Raw genomic sequence first — 17,414 nt, 5'->3', positions numbered from 1 at the left:
CTAGTGGTGCGAGTCTAACACTTGGTGCCCGCGCTTCGCGGCCTGGATGATGCGATCCGGGTCGGCGGTCCAGACGAAGGGCTTCGGGTCGCCGTTGCTCTCGGCGATGAAGCGTTTGATGGCGGCCTGCACCTCGATCAGCGATCCGAACACGCCGCGTCGGAGCCGGCGTTTTGCGAGCTTGGCGAAGAAGCCCTCGACGGCATTGAGCCACGAGGCTGAGGTCGGGGTGAAGTGGAAGGTCCAGCGCGGGTGGCGGCCGAGCCAAGCACGGACCTTCGGGTGCTTGTGGACGGCATAGTTGTCCAGGATCGCGTGGACGATCTTGCCCTCCGGAACCGCCGCTTCGACCGCGTTGAGGAAGCGGATGAACTCCTGATGTCGGTGGCGCTGCATGCAGCGGCCGATCACCTTGCCCTCCAGCACGTCCAGAGCGGCAAACAGGGTCGTCGTCCCGTGGCGCTTGTAGTCGTGGGTGCGCGTCGTCGGGTAGCCCGGCTTCATCGGCAACGGGGCCTGCGTGCGGGCGAGCGCCTGGATCTGGCTCTTCTCGTCGACCGAGAGGACGACGGCATGAGCGGGCGGATCGACGTAGAGCCCGACGACGTCGCGCAATTTGGCGGCGAAGGCTGGGTCGGTGGAGAGCTTGAACTGCCGGACCCGATGCGGCTGTAGGCCGTGCCCCCGCCAGATCCGCTGCACCGACGAGACGCTGATGGCCGCGGCCTTGCTCATGGCGGCGGCCGTCCAATGCGTGGTCTCGCCGGGCGGATCTCCTTGCGTCAGAGCCACTACGCGCGCCGCCACCTCCGGCCCCAGCGGCGGGATGCGCGCCGGCCGCGTCTTGTCCCGAAGGAGTCCGTCGACGCCCTCCTGCGCGAAGCGGTCCTGCCAGCGCCAGACCACCGTCTTGGACACGCCTGCCTCACGCATGATCGCGTGCGTCCCGAGTCCATTGGCACTCAGCAGCGCGATGCGGGCGCGCCAGACGTGCTTCTGCGACGTGTTTCGATCCGCAACGAGTGCTTCGAGCCGAAGGCGATCCGAGGTTGAGAGCGTGAAAGATATACCACTGCGCATCCCGCTAGACTCGCAGGATGGGCCTCAAACCGAAACCCCACACGGACTCAACCGTTAGGGCTCAACCACTAGTTGACGGGCGCGGTCCGGCGCCGCTGCCGGCCTGGGGCCTCGGCGCGCGCCGGGCAGGCGGCGCAGCGCCGGTCGAGGGCCGCGAGGCAGTGCAGGTGGCCGCGGCGCACGAGGCCGCACACCAGCGCGCGCGAGACCCCGAGCCGGGCCGCGATCTCGATCTGCGGCACGCCCTCGACCCGGTGGAGCTGGAAGACCGTGCGCACCGGCTCCGGCAGCTCGGCCACCGCGGCCTCCACCTGCCGCAGGGATTCCCGCGACGCCGCGGCCGCCTCGGGGGTCCCGATGCCGGGATCGGCCGGGTCCGGCGCGGCGTCGAGGCCGGTGAACAGGCGCCGCTCGAGGCCCTGCCGCCGCGCCCGGTCCAGGGCGAGGTTGCGCACCATCCGCCCGACATAGGCGGCCTGGATCGCGGTCTGGGCCGGGGGCGGATCGGCGATCAGCCGGAGCAGCACGTCCTGGACCACGTCCTCCGCCTGGGCCGGGCAGCCGAGGATGCGGCGCGCCCGCGCCAGATAGGCGGCGCGATGGCGCTCGAACGCCGCGAGGTTCCATGATCCGCCGGGCGGAGGGCGGCCGGGCCGGCCCGCGGCGATCCCGTGGCCGGAGGGACCGGCGTCGCTGTTCCAGGTCGCCACTGTCCCGCCCATAAGCTCCCATCGGCACGGCGCGTGCGGGCGGGACGCGTAACACGCGGCTGTTCTGTGTAACAACGTCTATCTTCGTGGATTGGAATTATTAAAACTCGACAGATTACCGGATGCCTGAGGGAATAGAGGAAACATCTTTTGGCGCGCCCGGCAGCAGGGCGGGAAGTCATTCCGGATCCTGAATCCTGCGGTGCCACGCCCGGGATCGGGCCGGCGGCCGCGCCGGATTTCCGCTCGCGCCAGGGTCCGTCGGCGCGTGTATGCTGGCGCTTCCTCGATTCGGGGCGCGGTGCGCGCCGCCGAACCCGTCCCCGCAGGATCGCGGCAGGAGAGCCAGCGCCGCGATGCCGTCCGTCGATACGCTCGTCCCGGTGGGTGCCTTCGCGCTGCTGGTCCTGGCGTTCGCCGTGAAGCACCTCGCGGCGGACTTCTTCCTTCAGACCAACTGGATGGCGCAGGGCAAGCAGCGGTCGTCCGCCTGGCTCGCCCCCCTCTGCGCCCATACCGGCCTGCACGGCCTCGGCACGCTGCTGATCGCGCTGGCGGTGAAGCCGGCCCTGTGGTGGCTGGCGCTCGTCGATTTCGCGATCCACACGGGGATCGATCGCGGCAAGGTGCTGGTCGGCCAGCGGACCCGCCTGCCGGCCACGGACGCCCGGTTCTGGTGGCTGATCGGCATCGACCAGTTCCTGCACCAGGTCACCCATCTGGGGCTCGCCGTGGTGCTGGCGACGGCCTGACCCCTGACCGGGAGAGCCGGCGCCGCCGGGCGCCTCACTGCATCTCGGCCTCGAGCAGCCGATTCGTGTCGGAGACCTTGCCGGCCAGTTCCAGAATCAGGAAGCGCTGGAAGGCGAGCGCGAGATCCGGGCGCTCCCGCTCCATCCGCGCGAGGGCGGCGCGGTCGATGACGACCACCCGGCAGGGGCTCTCGGCGACGGCGGTGGCGGTGCGCCGCCCGCCCTGGACCAGCGCGATCTCGCCGATCACCGTGCCGGCCGTGGTGGTGCGCAGGCGCAGATTGCCGCGGCCGGGGACCTCCATCTCGATGGAAACGAGGCCCTGCTCCAGGAAGTAGAGGGCATCGGCCGCCTCCCCCTGGCGCATCAGCGCCGCGCCCGCCGCGAGCTCGCGGACCGTCAGGTAGGGCGCGAAGTCGTCCGGGCCGAACGTGCTGCCGAGCCGGTCGGCCATGTGCCGGGCGAAGACGGCGACTTCCCCCGGGCCGGCGCCGCCGGCCTCCGCCAGGAGCGTCGCCTCGGCGGCGCGCAGGGCCTCGTCCAGCGTGTCGAGGATCCGGACACGCGGGTCGGCGGTGAGGCCGTTGCGGGTGATCAGCAGGCGCGCGACCGGATCCACGTGGACCAGCAGCACCTCGAAGCGCCGCTGCTCGGCGAGCTGGCCAACCTTGCGGAACGCGATCAGCGCCGAGCTGTCGAGTCCCACGGTCTCGCGGAAATCCAGGATCAGCACGCGCAGATCCCCGGCCTCCGCGGCGGCCCGGCGGAAGATCGCCTGCGCGTTGAGGAAGAACAGGTAGCCCTGCAGGGTGTAGATCCGGGTCCGGCCGCCGGCCGCCTCGAGCCGCGCGGCGGCGTCGGGGCCGCGGATCACGCTGCTGCGCCGGTCCGCCCCGGAGAGCGACCGGCGGATCGCGCCGATCTGCCCGTACTGGACCCCGAAGATCAGGATCGCCAGCAGGACGCCGACGAGGAAGCCCGTGGTGGCCCCGAAATACGCGGTGGCGGTGCACACGACCAGCGCGATGGCGATCTCCCAGCCCGGCAGGGTCCGGCTGGCGACGCCGAGGTTGAACAGGAGCCCGATGCCGATGGCGATCAGGGCGCCGCCGGCCAGCGGGCGGGGCAGCAGCGCCAGGGGACTCGCGCCGACGATGAGGAGCGCCGCCATGACCGCGAGGGTCAGCCACCAGCCGAGCCAGTGGCCGCCGCCGATGTTGTGCAGCAGCAGCGTCGAGGTCCGGCCGAAGCCCATCGCGGAGCTGCCGAACACGCTGCCGACCAGGTTGGTGGCGCCCGAGGCGACGAACATCCGGTCGATGTCGAGGTCGCGCCGGATCTCCAGCTCGACGCTCACCACGTAGAGGATCTGGATGATCACCGCCACGACGACCAGGGTGGCGATCTTGGGCCAGATCGGCAGGAGCAGGTGCGGATCGAAGGCCGTCAGGCTGCCGATGGCGGGCGGCCGCAGCAGCGTGCCCGTCGGCAGCGGCTCGATCAGCCATCCCGATGCCTGCCCGGCGGCGACGCTGGTGCCCGTCCAGGCCAGCCCGAGATGGACCACCGCGAGGCTCGACAGGATCACCGTCGGGTAGGTCCCCCAGTGCCGGACGATCCGAGGGAGGTAGAAGGCGCAGAACCCGATCACGAGGGTCAGGGCGATGCGCGCGAGCGCCCCGGCATCGATCCGGCCCGGATCGAGGTTCGCCGGATCGACGGCGTGGAGCAGGGCCGCGAGCGGGTCGTCGACATGGCCGCCGATCTGCACGCCGCTGCGCAGGAACAGCAGGCCGACGCCGCCGAGGAAGCCGGCGAGCACCGGGTAGGGCAAGAGCTGCACCAGCAGGGAGGCCCGCAGGGTGCCGAGCAGCGCGAAGATCACGCCGGTGGCGAAGGTCGAGACGCCGCAGGCGACGAGCACGAGCTGGCCGACCGTCTCCGGATCGGTGACGCCCGCGGCCTCGAGCTGCCCGGCGACCGCCGCGGCGATCGCCGCCTGCACGATCGCGGCCGCGCCGATGAAGGACAGCGAGATCCGCGCGGTGCGGCGGAGCGCGATGAAGACGAGGCTGCCCAGCACGTAGGCCGCGAGCAGCGCCGACAGGCCGGCCGCGCGGCTCTCCACCAGCGGCCCCGAGAAGATGAGCTGGGAGTAGCTGATGAGGTCGAGGAGCAGCACCATCACGGTGACGGCCGCCGCCGCCCCGATGCGGGCCCCGCGCAGGATCGCCGCGCGGCCGCCGGCCGGGGATGCGGTCCCGGCGGACGTCAGGTCGGTTGTCGTCATCGGCACGGTACCCGCGTCTCGAAATCCCGATGGGCGCGGAGATCGCAGATCCCGGGGCAGATCCCGTGCGATCACGTGCACGGATCGTCGCCGAATCGCAGGACCTGACCTTGGCCACGCCAGTTCTCAACCGATGGCAGGTGCCGGCTTAAATTATCGTGCAGGCCGCTTCCGCGCGGCAGCATTGTGGGATCGCCGCGGTGGATCGCGCGGCGGATCGGCCGATCCGCCGCGCCGTCGGGGGCTCCCGGGTCGCGGCCGCCGCGACGGGCCTTCGGCCCTCAGCGCGCCTCGCTGACGCGCTTGGTCGCCCGCTGCTCCTTCTTGTAGGCGGTGATCGCCGCCGAGCAGTTCGGGGAGAGCTTCTTCAGGTTGGCCTTGAAGCAGGCCTCGACCTCCGGGCCACCCGGCGCGTAGGCGCTGCAGAAATCCATGTAGTCGCCGGTGCAGTACTGCTTGAGGGCTTCCCGGGCCGGGGATTGCTCCGCGAAGGCCGCGGCGGGGCCGAGGCACAGACCGATGGCCAGGAGGGCCGTCTTGGTCGAAGTCATCGAAATCCTACGCTCGTCCAGGCCGCGCGAGCGGGTCGCGCGGCGATGGGCGGTGCGGATGGGCGCCAAGGATGGCATGACCATGACGCCCGGGCTGCCCGAACGCAGATCAGCCATGCCCCGTGCCGGCGGGGCCGCCGGTCAGTGCGCGCTGACGCGGCGGGTCGGAACGAGGTCGTTGGCGATGATCTCGCCGAACGGGCCGTCGTTGCGGGCATTGCCGGCCGGCCGCCCGGTCGTGGCGCGCAGCGGCAGCTTCGGGAAGACCAGCTCGGCGAACCGGTAGGCCTCCTCCAGGTGCGGGTAGCCCGAGAGGATGAAGCGGTCGATCCCGAGATCGATGTACTCCTTCATCCGGTCGGCGACCTGGTCGGCCGAGCCGACCAGCGCCGTCCCGGCGCCGCCGCGGACGAGGCCGACGCCGGCCCAGAGGTTCGGCGCCACCACGAGCTTGTCGCGGCTGCCGCCGTGGAGCGCCATCATGCGGCTCTGGCCGACGGAATCCTGCCGCTTCAGGGTCTCCTGCGCCTTGGCGATGGTGGCGTCGTCGAGCTTCGAGATCAGCTGCTCGGCGGCCTCCCAGGCCGCGGCCTCGGTCTCGCGGGCGATGACGTGCAGGCGGATGCCGTACGAGAAGGTCTTGCCCTTCGCCTCGGCGGCCTCCCGGGCGGCGGCGATCTTCTCGGCGACCTGGGCCGGGGGCTCGCCCCAGGTCAGGTAGACGTCGCAATGCTCGGCCGCGACCGCCATGCCGGCCGCCGACGAGCCGCCGAAATAGAGCGGCGGATAGGGCTTCTGCACCGGCGGGAAGATCAGCCGGCCGTTCTCGGTGCGCAGGTGATCGCCCCGGAAGGTCACGGTCTCGCCCGCGAGCAGGCCGCGCCAGATCGTCAGGAACTCGTCGGTGACGGCGTAGCGTTCGTCGTGGGACAGGAACACGCCGTCGCCGGCGAGTTCCACCGGGTCGCCGCCGGTGACGACGTTGATCAGGAGGCGCCCGTCCGAGATCCGGTCGAGGGTCGCGGTCATGCGGGCCGCCGCGGAGGGCTCCATCAGGCCCGGCCGCACCGCCACGAGGAAGCGCAGCTGCTTGGTCAGCGGCGCCAGCGCCGAGGCGACGATCCAGGAATCCTCGCAGGAGCGTCCGGTGGGCAGCAGCACGCCGTAATAGCCGAGCTCGTCCGCCCCCTGCGCGATCTGCCGGAGATAGCTGAGCGAGACGTCCCGGGCCCCCTCCCGCGCGCCGAGATAGCGGCCGTCGCCGTGGGTCGGCAGGAACCAGAGGACGTCGGCGCGCCCGTCATTGGCTGCTGTCATCGGAATCTCCTGTGCGGCCCGGTGGCCGGATGCGGAAAAGCCGGACCCGACTGCGCGGGTCCGGTGATCGTCGAGAGCTAGGGCGGGCCGCCGCTTCCGGGAAACGGCGGCCCCGCGTTCAGGCGGTCGGCTGCGATCCGAGCAGGTGATCGAGGATGCGGCCCTCGAGGCGGGCGAGGTCCGGATCCCCGCGCCGGCGCGGCCGCGGCACGTCGACCCGCAGGTCGAGGGCGATCCGGCCGGCCTCGACCACGAGGATGCGGTCGGCCAGCGCCACGGCCTCGGCGACGTCGTGCGTGACGAGGAGCGCGGTGAACCCCTGCGCCCGCCAGATCCGCTCGATCAGGTCCTGCATGCCGATCCGGGTCAGGGCGTCGAGGGCGCCCAGCGGCTCGTCGAGGGCGAGCAGGCCCGGCCGGCTCACCAGCGCCCGGGCCAGGGCCACGCGCTGGCGCTGGCCGCCCGACAGGGTGGCGGGCCACTGCCCGGCCTTGTCGGCGAGGCCGACCTCGGCGAGCGCCGCGAGCGCCCGCTCCCGGCGCTCGGCCCGGGAGCCGTGCCCCGACAGGCCGACCGCCACGTTGTCGACGACCCGCGCCCAGGGCAGCAGCCGCGGCTCCTGGAACATGATCCGCTTCGGCGGCTCGGACCGGCGCGGGGAGCGTTCCGGCCCCTCCAGGTCGATCCGCCCGCCCGTGGGCGTGTCGAGCCCGAGGATGAGGCGCAGCAGGGTGCTCTTGCCGCAGCCGGAGCGGCCGACCACCGCGGTGAACCCGCCGGCCGGCAGGAACAGGTTCAGGCCCTCGATGACGGCGGTGCCGTCGAAGCTCTTGTCCAGGTCGCGGACGGTGACGGCGATCCCGCGGGCCGGCGGCGAGGGGGGCGAATCCGCGGGCAGATTTGCGGGCAGATCCGCTTGCCTGTGCCCCGGGGCGGGGCCGGGCGCCGGGCGCGGATCCGTGCCCGGGTCGGGAAGCGCCTCGCGGCGGACGGCGTCGAGCAGCATCAGGCGCTCCTGTAGGCGGGATTCCAGGCGAGGCAGGCGCGCTCGAGCTGGCGGGTCAGGGCGTCGGCGAACTTGCCGAGGGCGGCGTAGATCAGGATCGCCAGCACGACGACGTCGACCAGCATGAACTCCCGGGCCTGCATGGCCATGTAGCCGAGCCCCGACGAGGCCGAGATCGTCTCGGCGACGATCAGCGTCAGCCACATGATGCCCAGCGCGTAGCGCAGGCCCACGAAGATCGACGGCAGGGCGCCGGGCAGCACCACGCGGGTGAACAGCTCGGTGCGGGACATGCCGTAGACCCGGCCCATCTCCACGAGGCCCGGATCCACCGAGCGGATGCCGTGCAGGGTGTTGGCGTAGATCGGGAAGAACACGCCGAGCGCCACGAGGAACAGCTTGGCCTCCTCGCCGATGCCGAACCACAGGATCACCAGCGGGATCAGCGACAGGTGGGGCACGTTGCGCACCATCTGCACCGAGGTGTCGGTGAGCCGCTCCGACAGGCGCGACAGGCCGTTGGCGAGGCCGAGCCCGAAGCCGATGCCGCCGCCGATCACGAAGCCCGCCAGCGCCCGCAGGGTGCTGACGCCGAGATTGGTCCAGAGCTCCCCGGTCCGCCCGGCCTCCCAGCCGGCCCGGACCACGTCGAGGGGCGCCGGCATGAAGCGGTTGGAGACGAGGCCGGCCGAGACCGCGGCCTGCCAGCCGAGCAGGATGGCGGCCGGCAGCAGCCAGGGCACCGCGGAGTCGCGCAGGCGATCGAGCTTCGAGGGGCGCATCAGCGGTTCTCCGTCCGCTTCTCGGACTTGAGGGCGTCCGCGGGCCCGGGCGGCGTCCAGACCGCGTCGGCGACCCGGACGGGCTTCGGCAGGAGCCCGAGACGGTGGAAGCTGTCGGCGACCTTCTGCTGGTCGGCGATCGCGGCCGCGTCGAGGGGCGCGACGCCGTAGGACAGGCGGCCGAGCGCCACGGCGAGGACCGGCGCGGGGATGCCCACCGAGGGCGCCAGTTCCGCCGCCACGGCGTCGGCATGGCCCTCGGCCCAGGCGTCGATCTCCCCGATCGCCTGCAGCACGGCCGAGACGATCGCGGGACTGGTGTCGGTGAAGCCGCGCCGGGACAGGTAGAACTGGCGGTTGGGGGCGAGCGCGTGCCCGTCGACCCCGCGCCCGTCGACCAGGACCCGGGCGCCCGTGGCGCGCTCGGCGGCGGCCTGGAACGGGTCCCAGATCACCCAGGCATCGACGGAGCCGCGCACGAAGGCGGCGTTGGCGTCGGCCGGCGCCAGGTAGGCGAGCGTCACCGCGTCGTAGGGGACGCCCGCCTGCTCCAGAGCGCGCACCAGCAGGTAGTGGACGTTCGATCCCTTGTTGAGGGCGACGGTCTTGCCGCGCAGGTCGGCGACGCTGCGGATCGGGCTGTCCTTGGGCACGAGGATCGCCTCGCCCCGCGGCGCCGGCGGCTCGGCGGCCACGTAGCGCAGCTCCGGGCTCGCCGCCTGGGCGAAGATCGGCGGCGCCTCGCCGGCCGAGCCGAAATCGATCGCCCCGGCATTCAGCGCCTCCAGGAGCGGCGGCCCGGACGGGAACTCGGACCACGCCACCGCGGTGCCGAGGGGCTGGAGGGCCTTCTCCAGGGTGCCGCGGGCCTTCAGCAGCACGAGGGACCCGTATTTCTGGTAGCCGATCCGGATGCTGCCGGCCGCGCGGGCGGGCCGCAGCAGCGCGGCCGCCGCGAGGCCGAGGCCGGCGGACAGGAGGAGGCGGCGATTCGGGGCGCCGGCGGATGACAGGGACAGCGCGCGGGGCGATCGGTCGGTCATGGCTCTCTGCGGTCGTCTCAGCCGTTGCGGGCGGGGGGCGTCCAGACCGCGTCGGCGATGCGGATCGGCTTCGGGATCAGCTTCAGGGCGTGGAAGCGGTCGGCGACCCGCTGCTGCTCGGCGGCGACGCGGTCGGTCATCGGTCCGATCACGTAGTCGGTCCGGTCCACCGCCCGCCGCGTCGCGGCCAGCGGCACGCCGGTGCCCTGCGACAGGAGGTCCGCCACCGCGCCGCGATTCTGCGTGCACCAGGCCGCCACCTCGCCCAGGGCGTCGATCGCCGCGGTGAGGACCGGGGCCCGGCTCTCCGCGAAGGGCCGGCTCGCCAGGAAGAAGTTGTTCTGCGGGGTGACGTCGGTGGCGCGCACCAGCACGCGCACGCCCCCCCCCTGCTCGGCGATGGCGAAGTACGGATCCCAGATCGTCCAGGCGTCGATGCTGCCCCGGGCGAAGGCGGCCGCGGCATCCGCGGGCGCCAGCGTCACCGGCTCGATGTCGGCGTAGCTCAGGCCGGCCTTCTCCAGCGCCGCGATGGTCAGGTTGTGGGAGCTCGACGCCTTGGCGAAGGCGACGCGCTTGCCCTTGAGCTCGGCGAGGCTGCGGATCTCCGAGCCCTTCGGCAGCAGGATCCCGGCGCCGGAGCCGCCGGCCTCCTGGGCGGCCGCATAGACGAGGTTGGAGCGCGCGGCCTGCGCGAAGATCGGCGGGGCGTCGCCCGTCTGACCGAGATCGATCCCGTCCAGCGACAGGGCCTCCAGCAGCGGCGGCCCGAAGGAGAACTCGACCCAGCGTACCGCGTATCCGAGGGGCTCCAGGCGCTTCTCGATGATCTTCTGCTGCTTGGCGACGACCAGGATGCCGTTCTTCTGGTAGCCGATCCGCAGCACGCCGGGCTCGGCCGCCCGGGCGCCCGGGACGAGGGCCGGCGCGAGGGCCGGTGCTAGGGGCAGGGCCGCGAGGGAGGCCAGCAGGGCGCGACGGTCGAGCATCGGCCGGCTCACTCGGCGGCGGCGAGGGTGAGCGGCGCCGCGGCCGCCCGGTGCACGAGCAGCGCGGCGAGCTGCCCGCCGGCCTCGCGGGCGCGGGCGCGCACCCCGGCCTCCGTCAGCGCGCCGTCGCTGAAATCGGGATCGGAGGCGTAGACCGCGGTCGGGATCTGGAGCGCCCCGAAGAAGCCGAAGAGCGGCCGGAACGCGTGCTCGACCACGAGGGCGTGGCGCGCGCCGCCGCCCGTGGCCACGATCGCCACGGGCTTCCCGGCGAGCGCCCCCGGATCGACCAGGTCGAACAGGTGCTTGAACAGGCCGGTATAGGCGCCCTTGTAGACCGGCGAGCCGACGACCAGCCCGTCCGCCTCCTCGATGGCCGCGAGCACGCCGCGCGCGGCCGGCGCGAGCTGGTCGCGGGTCCAGGCGGCGCCGAGGCCGGTCCCGGCATCGACGAAGTCGAGGATCTCCGCGTCGAGAGAGGCCTGGGCGCTGGCCTCGCGGAGCACGGCATCCACCAGCGTGCGGGTCTTCGAGGGCCGCTGCACGTTGGCGCTCAGCCCGACGAGTCTCGGTCGTGTCATTCCGGATGCCTTGCTGTGAGACAGGATGACGGACCGCCCCGTCTCCGAAGAGCGGAGGTTGCGCGGCCGGACATCCGAACAGGCCGCTAGAATTGATGGCTGCGACTTCCGCCGTCAATGAAACGGCGTTCCCAATTGCCCGGTGAAGGAAAAATGTTCTCCCCGAAATCGGGCGTCCAATATGGACTTTCATCTCGACCGCCGCGCGGGATGGGCGCGAGATCTTGCGTGCCGGCGGTTCATCGGCGCGAGAGGCGGGGTTTTATTCTCTCGGCGCGCCCGGCGGGAGAAGCGTGTTCTCGGTACGTGGGCGGACTCGGAACCGAATCGCCAGCCCCGGGATCCGGGGCGGCGGGGGAGGCCGACGCGACCGGAACGCCGCCCGCGCTGACACCCTCGCGGTCGCCAGCGTCGTCGTCGACGACGCGCCCTGCGGCTCCGGATCGGCAGGCGGTGCCTACTTGCGGACGAGGAGGTGCTGCACGGTGCCGTCGTCGCCGTACTTGGTCCACATCTGCGCGCAGGCCTCTTCCGGACGCTCCCTGAGCTGCGCCAACTCCGCGTCGAGGTCGAGCTGCAGGGCGACCGAGCGCTTCTTCGTGAAGAAGTCCGCGTGGTTCAGATGGTTCTCGCGCGAGAACTGACGGAAGCGCTCCGTGTCGATCCGGACGGCCGGACAGTGTCTCGCGGCCAGATCGGCCTCGATCCCCGGGCGGAGCGCCGGAACGTCCTTCTGCAAGGACGAGCGACGGGCTTCGGCCCAGGTGCCGAACACGGCCCAGGCCAGTGCGGCCGCCACGAGAGGAGCAAATCTATTCATCGCAAGACGTATCGCTGTGCTGCGACATCCTAAATCTCGCACCTGCGATAAGTTCGATCAGGACCGCAGAAGGCAAGACACTTCTGTGTGAAAGCGCACACCCCGCGACAGGCGCGGCGTCGGGTGCGGAACCCTGACCGCCTCAGTACGCCGGGACGACGCGCGTCTCGGGCAGCGGCGCCCGCATGGTGAAGTGCAGCCCGGCCGGCTGGAAATCGAAGGCGATGTCCGCCTGGCACTGGACCTTCAGCACACGCTGCAGCAGCGTCGAGCCGAAGCCCTTCCGCGTCGGCACCGCCGTGGCCGGACCACCCCGCTCGGTCCAGTCGAGGTGCAGCATGCGGGCGGCCGGCGTCTGCTCGATATCCCACCGGATCGCGATCCGGCCCTCCGGGACCGACAGGGCGCCGTGCTTGGCCGCGTTGGTCGTCAGCTCGTGGATGGCCATGCCGGTCGGGACCGCGAGGTCGCCCATCAGGTCGATCGCGGGGCCGTCCAGCTGGATGCGGGCGCCCTCGACGTCGTTGTAGGGCCCGAGCTCGTTCATCAGCATCTCGCGCAGGGGCGCCTGCTGCCAGTAATCCTCGGTCAGGAGATTGTGGGTCTTGGCCAGCGAGATCACCCGCGCCGAGAACGACGCGTAGAACGCGTCGACGCTGGTCGCGGACCGGGCCGAGGCCCCGAGCAGCGCCTGCACGGTGGCCAGCGTGTTCTTCACCCGGTGATGCAGCTCGCGGATCAGGAGCGCCTGCCGCTCGGTCGTGCGCTCGCGCTCCTCGAGATGGGCGCGCGCCTCGAGCTGCCGGCGCTTGGCGCGATGGGCGGAGCGGGCCGCCATGACCAGCGTCGCCGGGTGGAACGGGCGTTCCAGCACGCTGACGTTGCCGAGCATGTCGGTCAGCTGCGCGTTGGGCTCGGCGCCCCGCAGCCGCAGGAGGATGAACGGGAAATCGGACCAGGGCGGCTGCGCGGCGATCCAGTCCGCCAGGGCCTGGCGGTTCGAGGACAGCAGCGCCTCCTCGGTGAGCACCGCGCAGGCGGCCGCGTCGAGCCGGGAGACCACGTCCGCGAGGCTGGCGCACACCTGTGCCGCGATCCGCGCCTCGCCGAGGATCGCCGCGGCGACGGCGGCGTCGCGGCCACCCGGCGCGAAGATGAGAACCGGCAGTTCAGCCTCGGTCATCAGCCGCGCGGGTTGGCAGGAGCGACGACCGCTCACCCTCGAATGTCGGAACGCCGGTCATGATACCTCGGAACGCGCTGAGCGGTTCGCCAACGCGGATCCCGCCGGAGTCGATCCGCAATTCGCGGATCGTGTCCTCGTGGCTGCCGGTCCGCTTCTTCACGACCGAGATCGCGCGCCGCAGCCGCCCGTCGGCCTCGAAGGTGCGGAACAGCAGGATCGTGTCGCTGAGGTAGGTGAGGTCGACAGTCGCGCCCATCGCCCCGATCATGCCGTGCTGGGCCAGGACGAGGAGCGAGAGCACGCCCTGCTGGTTCAGGTAGGTCAGCATCTCGTGCATCTGCAGGAGCAGGTAATTCTCCTCCGGCATGGCGTTGTGATAGCCGGTCAGGGAGTCGATCACGACCGTCGTCACGCCCCGGTGCTCGACCGCGTTCTGGACGATGTCGGCGAGTTCGCCGGGCGAGACCTCGGCCGGGTCGATCTGCTCGACGATGAGCGATCCGGCGGCGATCGCGTCGTCGACCGGCATGGCGAGGCCGCGGGCCCGGCGACTGAGGACGCCGGTGGTCTCGTCGAAGCTGAGGATCAGCGCCCGCTCGCCGCGGGCGATCGCCGCGGTGACGCAGGTGAGCGCCACCGTGGACTTGCCGACGCCGGACGGGCCGATCAGCATGGTGCTGGTGCCCCGGTCGAGGCCGCCGCCGAGCAGCTGGTCCAGTTCGGGGCTGCCCGTGCCGCACCGGTCGTCGGGAAAGGTGCCGAGATGCTCGGCCGCGACGAGGCGCGGGAACACCGTGAGCCCGCCGCGCCGGATCACGTAGTCGTGGAAACCGCCCCGGAACGGCGTGCCGCGCATCTTGATCACGCGCAGGCGCCGCCGCTCGCCGCCGTACAGGGGCGCGAGCTGCTCCAGCCGGATCACGGCGTGGCTGAGGCTGTGCAGGTTCAGGTCGTCCGTCTCGGCGGTGAGATCGTCGAGGAGCAGCGCCGTGGTGTTCTGGATGAGCAGGAAGCTGCGCAGGGCGTGGACCTGCCTGCGGTAGCGCAGCGATCCCTGCGAGAGCAGCCGGATCTCCGAGAGGCTGTCGAACACCACGCGCTGCGGCTTGAGCCGCTCGATCTCGGCGATCGCCATCCGGACGGTCTCGCCGAGCTCGAGGTCGGACGAGTGGACGAGGCTCTGCTGCTGCCCGGGGTCGAGGCTGAGTTCCGGCGCGACGAGCTCGCAAATCTCGATGCCGTCGAGGGACCAGCCGTGGCGCTCCGCGACGTTCAGGAGCTCGCGCCGGCTCTCCGAGAGCGTGATGTACAGGCAGCGCTCGCCCCGGTGTACGCCGTCGAGGAGGAACTGCATCGCCAGCGTCGTCTTGCCGGATCCGGGCCGCCCCTCGATGAGGTGCGAGCGCTGGGACGCGTAGCCGCCGGCCAGGATGTGGTCGAGGCCGGTCACCCCGGTGGAGACCGGTGCCGCGTCGTGATCGGTCACTGCCATGTCCAGGTCCCTGCCGTCGTCCCGCGGGCGGGCGGCCCGTCGACCGCGTGACGGAACGCGGAGCCCGGTCTCGTACACGATGGCGCGCGGGGCGCGAAACGCCGCCGGCGGTCGCGCCCCGCGTCTCACGGTTGCAGGATGCCCCTCCCCGGCGCCCGGTTCCCGGGGAACGCGACGCGCGCAGGGCGCGGACGCCGGGGTGGTCGGCGTGTTACTGGCTGCCCGGCCCCTTCGCCAGGCCGGCCAGGGTGAACAGGTCCACCGACAGTTTCGCACCGATCACGAAGGCATCCGGGATCGGCTTCGGGCGGAACGGGAAGCGGGTCTGGTCCGGGTCGATCACGTATTGCAGGTTCGGCATCAGCCGCACCGCCGGGGTGAGCTGGATGCCGTAGCTCAGCTCCAGGATGGTCTGCAGGGACTCGACGTTCCGGGTGCCGAGCCCCAGTGACGCGCGCGCCGCCCGGATGTTGGCCGTGCCCAGCGGCGAGAGCTTCTCCATGGCGAAGACGAGGCCGAGGGTGTCGTAGGGCCGACCCGGGAAGGTGCCGGTCAGCACGGCGCCGCCCTCCAGGAAGTAATCCTGGGTCTGCCGGCCGCCGGTGCCGCCGATCACGACGCCGAACACAGACAGGCCCTGGACGCCGCTCGGGTCCGGCCGCTAGACCATCTGGTCGAAGCGGGCGTAGACCGCCGATCGCCCGAACCGGGTCAGCGGATCGAGACCGCTGAAGACCTGAGCCCCGCCCCGCTGGTCGAGCACGGGATCCTTGTAGTCCGACCGGTCGAAGACGGCGCCGATGCTGTAGTTGCGCGGCAGCGGATCGTTGCCGAAATTGGTCGCGTAGCCGACCTCCACCGGCACCAGGAATCCGGTGGCGCCGCTGGTCGACCAGTCGATGCCGTTCCGGGTCGGCAGCTGGTCGCGCGGGTTCACCTCGTAGATGCCGGCGTGCAGGAACACCTTGTCGTTGACCCAGGCCTTGGCGTGGCCGCCCCAGGTGGCGATCGGCCAGTAGGTGAAGTTCGTCAGCTTGAAGATGGACTTGGGCGCGCCGCAGGTCGCGTTGTTCTGGAAGTTGCAGTAGAGCGGCGAAGCCAGGAAGTTGGGGTTGGCGAGCAGGCGGCCCACCTCGATGTCGAGCCGGTTGTCGAACAGCTTCTGCTCGTAGGACAGCAGCGTCAGATGGGCGGTCTGGCCGCCGCCGTAGATCTCCTGCACGCTGCCGTTGAAGCCGATGTCATCCTGGGCCAGGCTCCGGCCGTGGCGCTGGGTGACGACGGTGTGGACCGAGCCGCCGTCGATGCCGGCGAGGCGGGCGAGATCGGCGTCGAGGCCGAACGCGATCTGGCCCGCATAGGCCGATCCCTGCCGGATGCCGCCGGACGGGTTGGCGGCGAACTCGCCCGTGTAGTTCAGGACCATGCTGATCCCGTTGCCGAGATCGAGGGTGCCCGGCGGCAGGCTGGGCGGCGTCGCGCTGCTGCCCTGCAGGGACTGTCAGGAATTCCGTGTGCGGGCGGCGGATTGAACATCAGGCCGCCATGGCCCGGGTGAAGCGCTCGCCGAAGATGACGGCGAACTGCGCCTTGGCCATGACCCACTCGCGCGGGCCCATCTTCCACGCCTTCTCGGAGCGGTTCAAGACTAGGTAGAGCAGCTTCAGCGCGGCCTCGTCGGTCGGGAAGTGCCCGCGGGCGCGCACAGCTCGGCGCAGCGTGGCGTTCAGGGCCTCGATGGCATTCGTCGTGTACAGGATCCGGCGCACCTCGCCGGGGAAGGCGTAGAACGGGATCACCTCGCCCCAGGCCCGTCGCCAGCTCTGGGCGATGGCCGGGTAGCGCCGGCCCCACTCGCTCGCCTCGAAGGCCGCCAGCGCCGCCTCGCCGGCTGCGGCATCGAGCGCGCGGTAGATGTCCTTCAGCGCCGCCGCCACGGCCTTGCGGTCCTTGTAGGAGACGAAGTCGAGGCTGTAGCGCAGCAGGTGGACGATGCAGGTCTGGACCAGCGCCTCGGGGAAGACCGCCCGGATCGCGTCGGGGAAGCCCTTCAGGCCGTCGACCACGGCCAGCAGCACGTCCTCGACGCCGCGGTTCCTCAGCTCGTTCATGACCCGCAACCAGAACTTGGCGCCCTCGTTCTGCTCCAGCCACAGGCCGAGGATCTCCTTGGATCCGTCGGCGCGCACGCCCAGCGCGATGTGCACGGCCTTGTTGCGGACCACGCCCTCGTCGCGCACCTTGATCCGCAGGGCGTCGAAGAACACGATCGGGTAGACCGGCTCCAGCGGCCGGGCCTGCCAGGCGGCGACCTCCTCCAGCACCGCGTCGGTCACCGCACTGATCAAGTCGGGTGAGACCTCGATGCCGTAGAGCTCGCGCAGGTGCCCAACGATCTCCCGGGTGCTCATGCCGCGGGCGTACAGCGACACGATCTTGTCGTCGAAGCCGGGAAAGCGGCGCTGATAGCGGGCGATCAGCTGCGGATCGAATGTCGCCTGCCGGTCGCGCGGGATCGAAAGCTCGATCCGGCCTGTCTCGGTCGTGACCGTCTTGCGGCCGTAGCCGTTGCGCGTATTGCCAGCATCCTCGCCCGCCAGATGGTGATCCATCTCGGCGTTGAGCGCCCGCTCGGCCAGGGCCTTCTTCAGCTCGTGCAGCAGGCCATCGGCCTCGAACGCCGTCTTCGGATCGGCCCCGGCCAGGAGCTGATCCAGGAGCGCGTCAGGGATACGGGGTGCTTTGCGTCGTGCCATCGGGAACCTCCATCGGATCCACTATGGCCGCCCGCACACGAAATTCCCGACAGTCCCGC

At 71.5% G+C, this 17,414-nt stretch carries 15 protein-coding genes and 1 pseudogene; 1 reads left to right on the top strand and 15 read right to left on the bottom strand.

The window, feature by feature from the left end:
- Complete coding sequence (locus BM419_RS30270) at window positions 1–1,080, bottom strand: IS630 family transposase (protein WP_107684798.1); 1,080 nt, start codon at window positions 1,078–1,080, stop codon at window positions 1–3.
- A 68-nt stretch (window positions 1,081–1,148) separates the two neighbouring features.
- Window positions 1,149–1,802, bottom strand: coding sequence for a sigma-70 family RNA polymerase sigma factor (locus tag BM419_RS30265; protein WP_244540925.1), 654 nt, complete (start codon window positions 1,800–1,802; stop codon window positions 1,149–1,151).
- 344 nt (window positions 1,803–2,146) lie between these two features.
- Between BM419_RS30265 and BM419_RS30260 the strand changes: the two genes are divergently transcribed.
- Window positions 2,147–2,542: a DUF3307 domain-containing protein gene (locus tag BM419_RS30260; protein ID WP_091928619.1), complete on the top strand. Its 396-nt coding sequence runs from the start codon at window positions 2,147–2,149 to the stop codon at window positions 2,540–2,542.
- A 34-nt stretch (window positions 2,543–2,576) separates the two neighbouring features.
- On the opposite strand, the gene BM419_RS30255 is transcribed toward BM419_RS30260, so the two are convergent.
- From BM419_RS30255 to BM419_RS30195, 13 genes and pseudogenes are all read right to left on the bottom strand, one after another.
- Entirely contained in the window at window positions 2,577–4,832 is a 2,256-nt protein-coding gene (locus tag BM419_RS30255; protein ID WP_091928618.1) for a cyclic nucleotide-binding domain-containing protein, read from the bottom strand.
- 281 nt (window positions 4,833–5,113) lie between these two features.
- The gene (locus tag BM419_RS30250; RefSeq protein ID WP_012318328.1) at window positions 5,114–5,383 is read right to left on the bottom strand and encodes a hypothetical protein; all 270 of its coding nucleotides are present in this window, start codon (window positions 5,381–5,383) and stop codon (window positions 5,114–5,116) included.
- A 141-nt stretch (window positions 5,384–5,524) separates the two neighbouring features.
- Window positions 5,525–6,700: an FMNH2-dependent alkanesulfonate monooxygenase gene (ssuD, locus tag BM419_RS30245; protein ID WP_020094784.1), complete on the bottom strand. Its 1,176-nt coding sequence runs from the start codon at window positions 6,698–6,700 to the stop codon at window positions 5,525–5,527.
- A gap of 118 nt (window positions 6,701–6,818) precedes the next feature.
- Window positions 6,819–7,706: an ABC transporter ATP-binding protein gene (locus BM419_RS30240; RefSeq protein ID WP_175556421.1), complete on the bottom strand. Its 888-nt coding sequence runs from the start codon at window positions 7,704–7,706 to the stop codon at window positions 6,819–6,821.
- The gene (ssuC, locus tag BM419_RS30235; RefSeq protein WP_020094782.1) at window positions 7,706–8,488 is read right to left on the bottom strand and encodes an aliphatic sulfonate ABC transporter permease SsuC; all 783 of its coding nucleotides are present in this window, start codon (window positions 8,486–8,488) and stop codon (window positions 7,706–7,708) included. The genes BM419_RS30240 and ssuC overlap by 1 nt, the downstream gene beginning before the upstream one ends.
- Window positions 8,488–9,531, bottom strand: coding sequence for a sulfonate ABC transporter substrate-binding protein (locus BM419_RS30230; RefSeq protein WP_020094781.1), 1,044 nt, complete (start codon window positions 9,529–9,531; stop codon window positions 8,488–8,490). The genes ssuC and BM419_RS30230 overlap by 1 nt, the downstream gene beginning before the upstream one ends.
- A gap of 17 nt (window positions 9,532–9,548) precedes the next feature.
- Window positions 9,549–10,520: an aliphatic sulfonate ABC transporter substrate-binding protein gene (locus BM419_RS30225; protein WP_091928617.1), complete on the bottom strand. Its 972-nt coding sequence runs from the start codon at window positions 10,518–10,520 to the stop codon at window positions 9,549–9,551.
- Between the two features lie 8 nt (window positions 10,521–10,528).
- Window positions 10,529–11,101, bottom strand: coding sequence for an FMN reductase (gene msuE / locus BM419_RS30220; RefSeq protein WP_091928616.1), 573 nt, complete (start codon window positions 11,099–11,101; stop codon window positions 10,529–10,531).
- 457 nt (window positions 11,102–11,558) lie between these two features.
- Window positions 11,559–11,921, bottom strand: coding sequence for a hypothetical protein (locus BM419_RS30215; RefSeq protein WP_091928615.1), 363 nt, complete (start codon window positions 11,919–11,921; stop codon window positions 11,559–11,561).
- 142 nt (window positions 11,922–12,063) lie between these two features.
- Complete coding sequence (locus BM419_RS30210; protein ID WP_020094777.1) at window positions 12,064–13,104, bottom strand: sensor histidine kinase; 1,041 nt, start codon at window positions 13,102–13,104, stop codon at window positions 12,064–12,066.
- Window positions 13,091–14,599: an ATPase domain-containing protein gene (locus tag BM419_RS30205; protein ID WP_091928614.1), complete on the bottom strand. Its 1,509-nt coding sequence runs from the start codon at window positions 14,597–14,599 to the stop codon at window positions 13,091–13,093. The genes BM419_RS30210 and BM419_RS30205 overlap by 14 nt, the downstream gene beginning before the upstream one ends.
- Before the next feature lie 211 nt (window positions 14,600–14,810).
- Window positions 14,811–16,094: pseudogene (locus tag BM419_RS30200) on the bottom strand (carbohydrate porin); the annotation flags it as partial.
- A 40-nt stretch (window positions 16,095–16,134) separates the two neighbouring features.
- Window positions 16,135–17,355, bottom strand: a complete 1,221-nt coding sequence (locus BM419_RS30195; protein WP_091928509.1) for an IS256 family transposase — start codon at window positions 17,353–17,355, stop codon at window positions 16,135–16,137.
- Between the last annotated feature and the right edge of the window lie 59 nt (window positions 17,356–17,414).

Source organism: Methylobacterium sp. yr668, from assembly GCF_900116245.1.
Classification (GTDB): Bacteria; Pseudomonadota; Alphaproteobacteria; order Rhizobiales; family Beijerinckiaceae; genus Methylobacterium.
The sequence above is the reverse complement of the archived record's forward strand: the minus strand, read 5'-3'. Positions and strand labels throughout refer to the sequence as shown.

Excerpts from the sequence above, each read along its gene's own strand:
- BM419_RS30240 (WP_175556421.1), bottom strand. The coding sequence starts at position 7,706 with ATGCTGCTCGACGCCGTCCGCCGCGAGGCGCTTCCCGACCCGGGCACG.
- ssuC (WP_020094782.1), bottom strand. The coding sequence starts at position 8,488 with ATGCGCCCCTCGAAGCTCGATCGCCTGCGCGACTCCGCGGTGCCCTGG.
- BM419_RS30205 (WP_091928614.1), bottom strand. The coding sequence starts at position 14,599 with ATGGCAGTGACCGATCACGACGCGGCACCGGTCTCCACCGGGGTGACC.
- BM419_RS30215 (WP_091928615.1), bottom strand. The coding sequence starts at position 11,921 with ATGAATAGATTTGCTCCTCTCGTGGCGGCCGCACTGGCCTGGGCCGTG.
- msuE (WP_091928616.1), bottom strand. The coding sequence starts at position 11,101 with ATGACACGACCGAGACTCGTCGGGCTGAGCGCCAACGTGCAGCGGCCC.
- BM419_RS30225 (WP_091928617.1), bottom strand. The coding sequence starts at position 10,520 with ATGCTCGACCGTCGCGCCCTGCTGGCCTCCCTCGCGGCCCTGCCCCTA.
- BM419_RS30270 (WP_107684798.1), bottom strand. The coding sequence starts at position 1,080 with ATGCGCAGTGGTATATCTTTCACGCTCTCAACCTCGGATCGCCTTCGG.
- BM419_RS30250 (WP_012318328.1), bottom strand. The coding sequence starts at position 5,383 with ATGACTTCGACCAAGACGGCCCTCCTGGCCATCGGTCTGTGCCTCGGC.
- ssuD (WP_020094784.1), bottom strand. The coding sequence starts at position 6,700 with ATGACAGCAGCCAATGACGGGCGCGCCGACGTCCTCTGGTTCCTGCCG.
- BM419_RS30210 (WP_020094777.1), bottom strand. The coding sequence starts at position 13,104 with ATGACCGAGGCTGAACTGCCGGTTCTCATCTTCGCGCCGGGTGGCCGC.
- BM419_RS30255 (WP_091928618.1), bottom strand. The coding sequence starts at position 4,832 with ATGACGACAACCGACCTGACGTCCGCCGGGACCGCATCCCCGGCCGGC.
- BM419_RS30260 (WP_091928619.1), top strand. The coding sequence starts at position 2,147 with ATGCCGTCCGTCGATACGCTCGTCCCGGTGGGTGCCTTCGCGCTGCTG.
- BM419_RS30195 (WP_091928509.1), bottom strand. The coding sequence starts at position 17,355 with ATGGCACGACGCAAAGCACCCCGTATCCCTGACGCGCTCCTGGATCAG.
- BM419_RS30230 (WP_020094781.1), bottom strand. The coding sequence starts at position 9,531 with ATGACCGACCGATCGCCCCGCGCGCTGTCCCTGTCATCCGCCGGCGCC.
- BM419_RS30265 (WP_244540925.1), bottom strand. The coding sequence starts at position 1,802 with ATGGGCGGGACAGTGGCGACCTGGAACAGCGACGCCGGTCCCTCCGGC.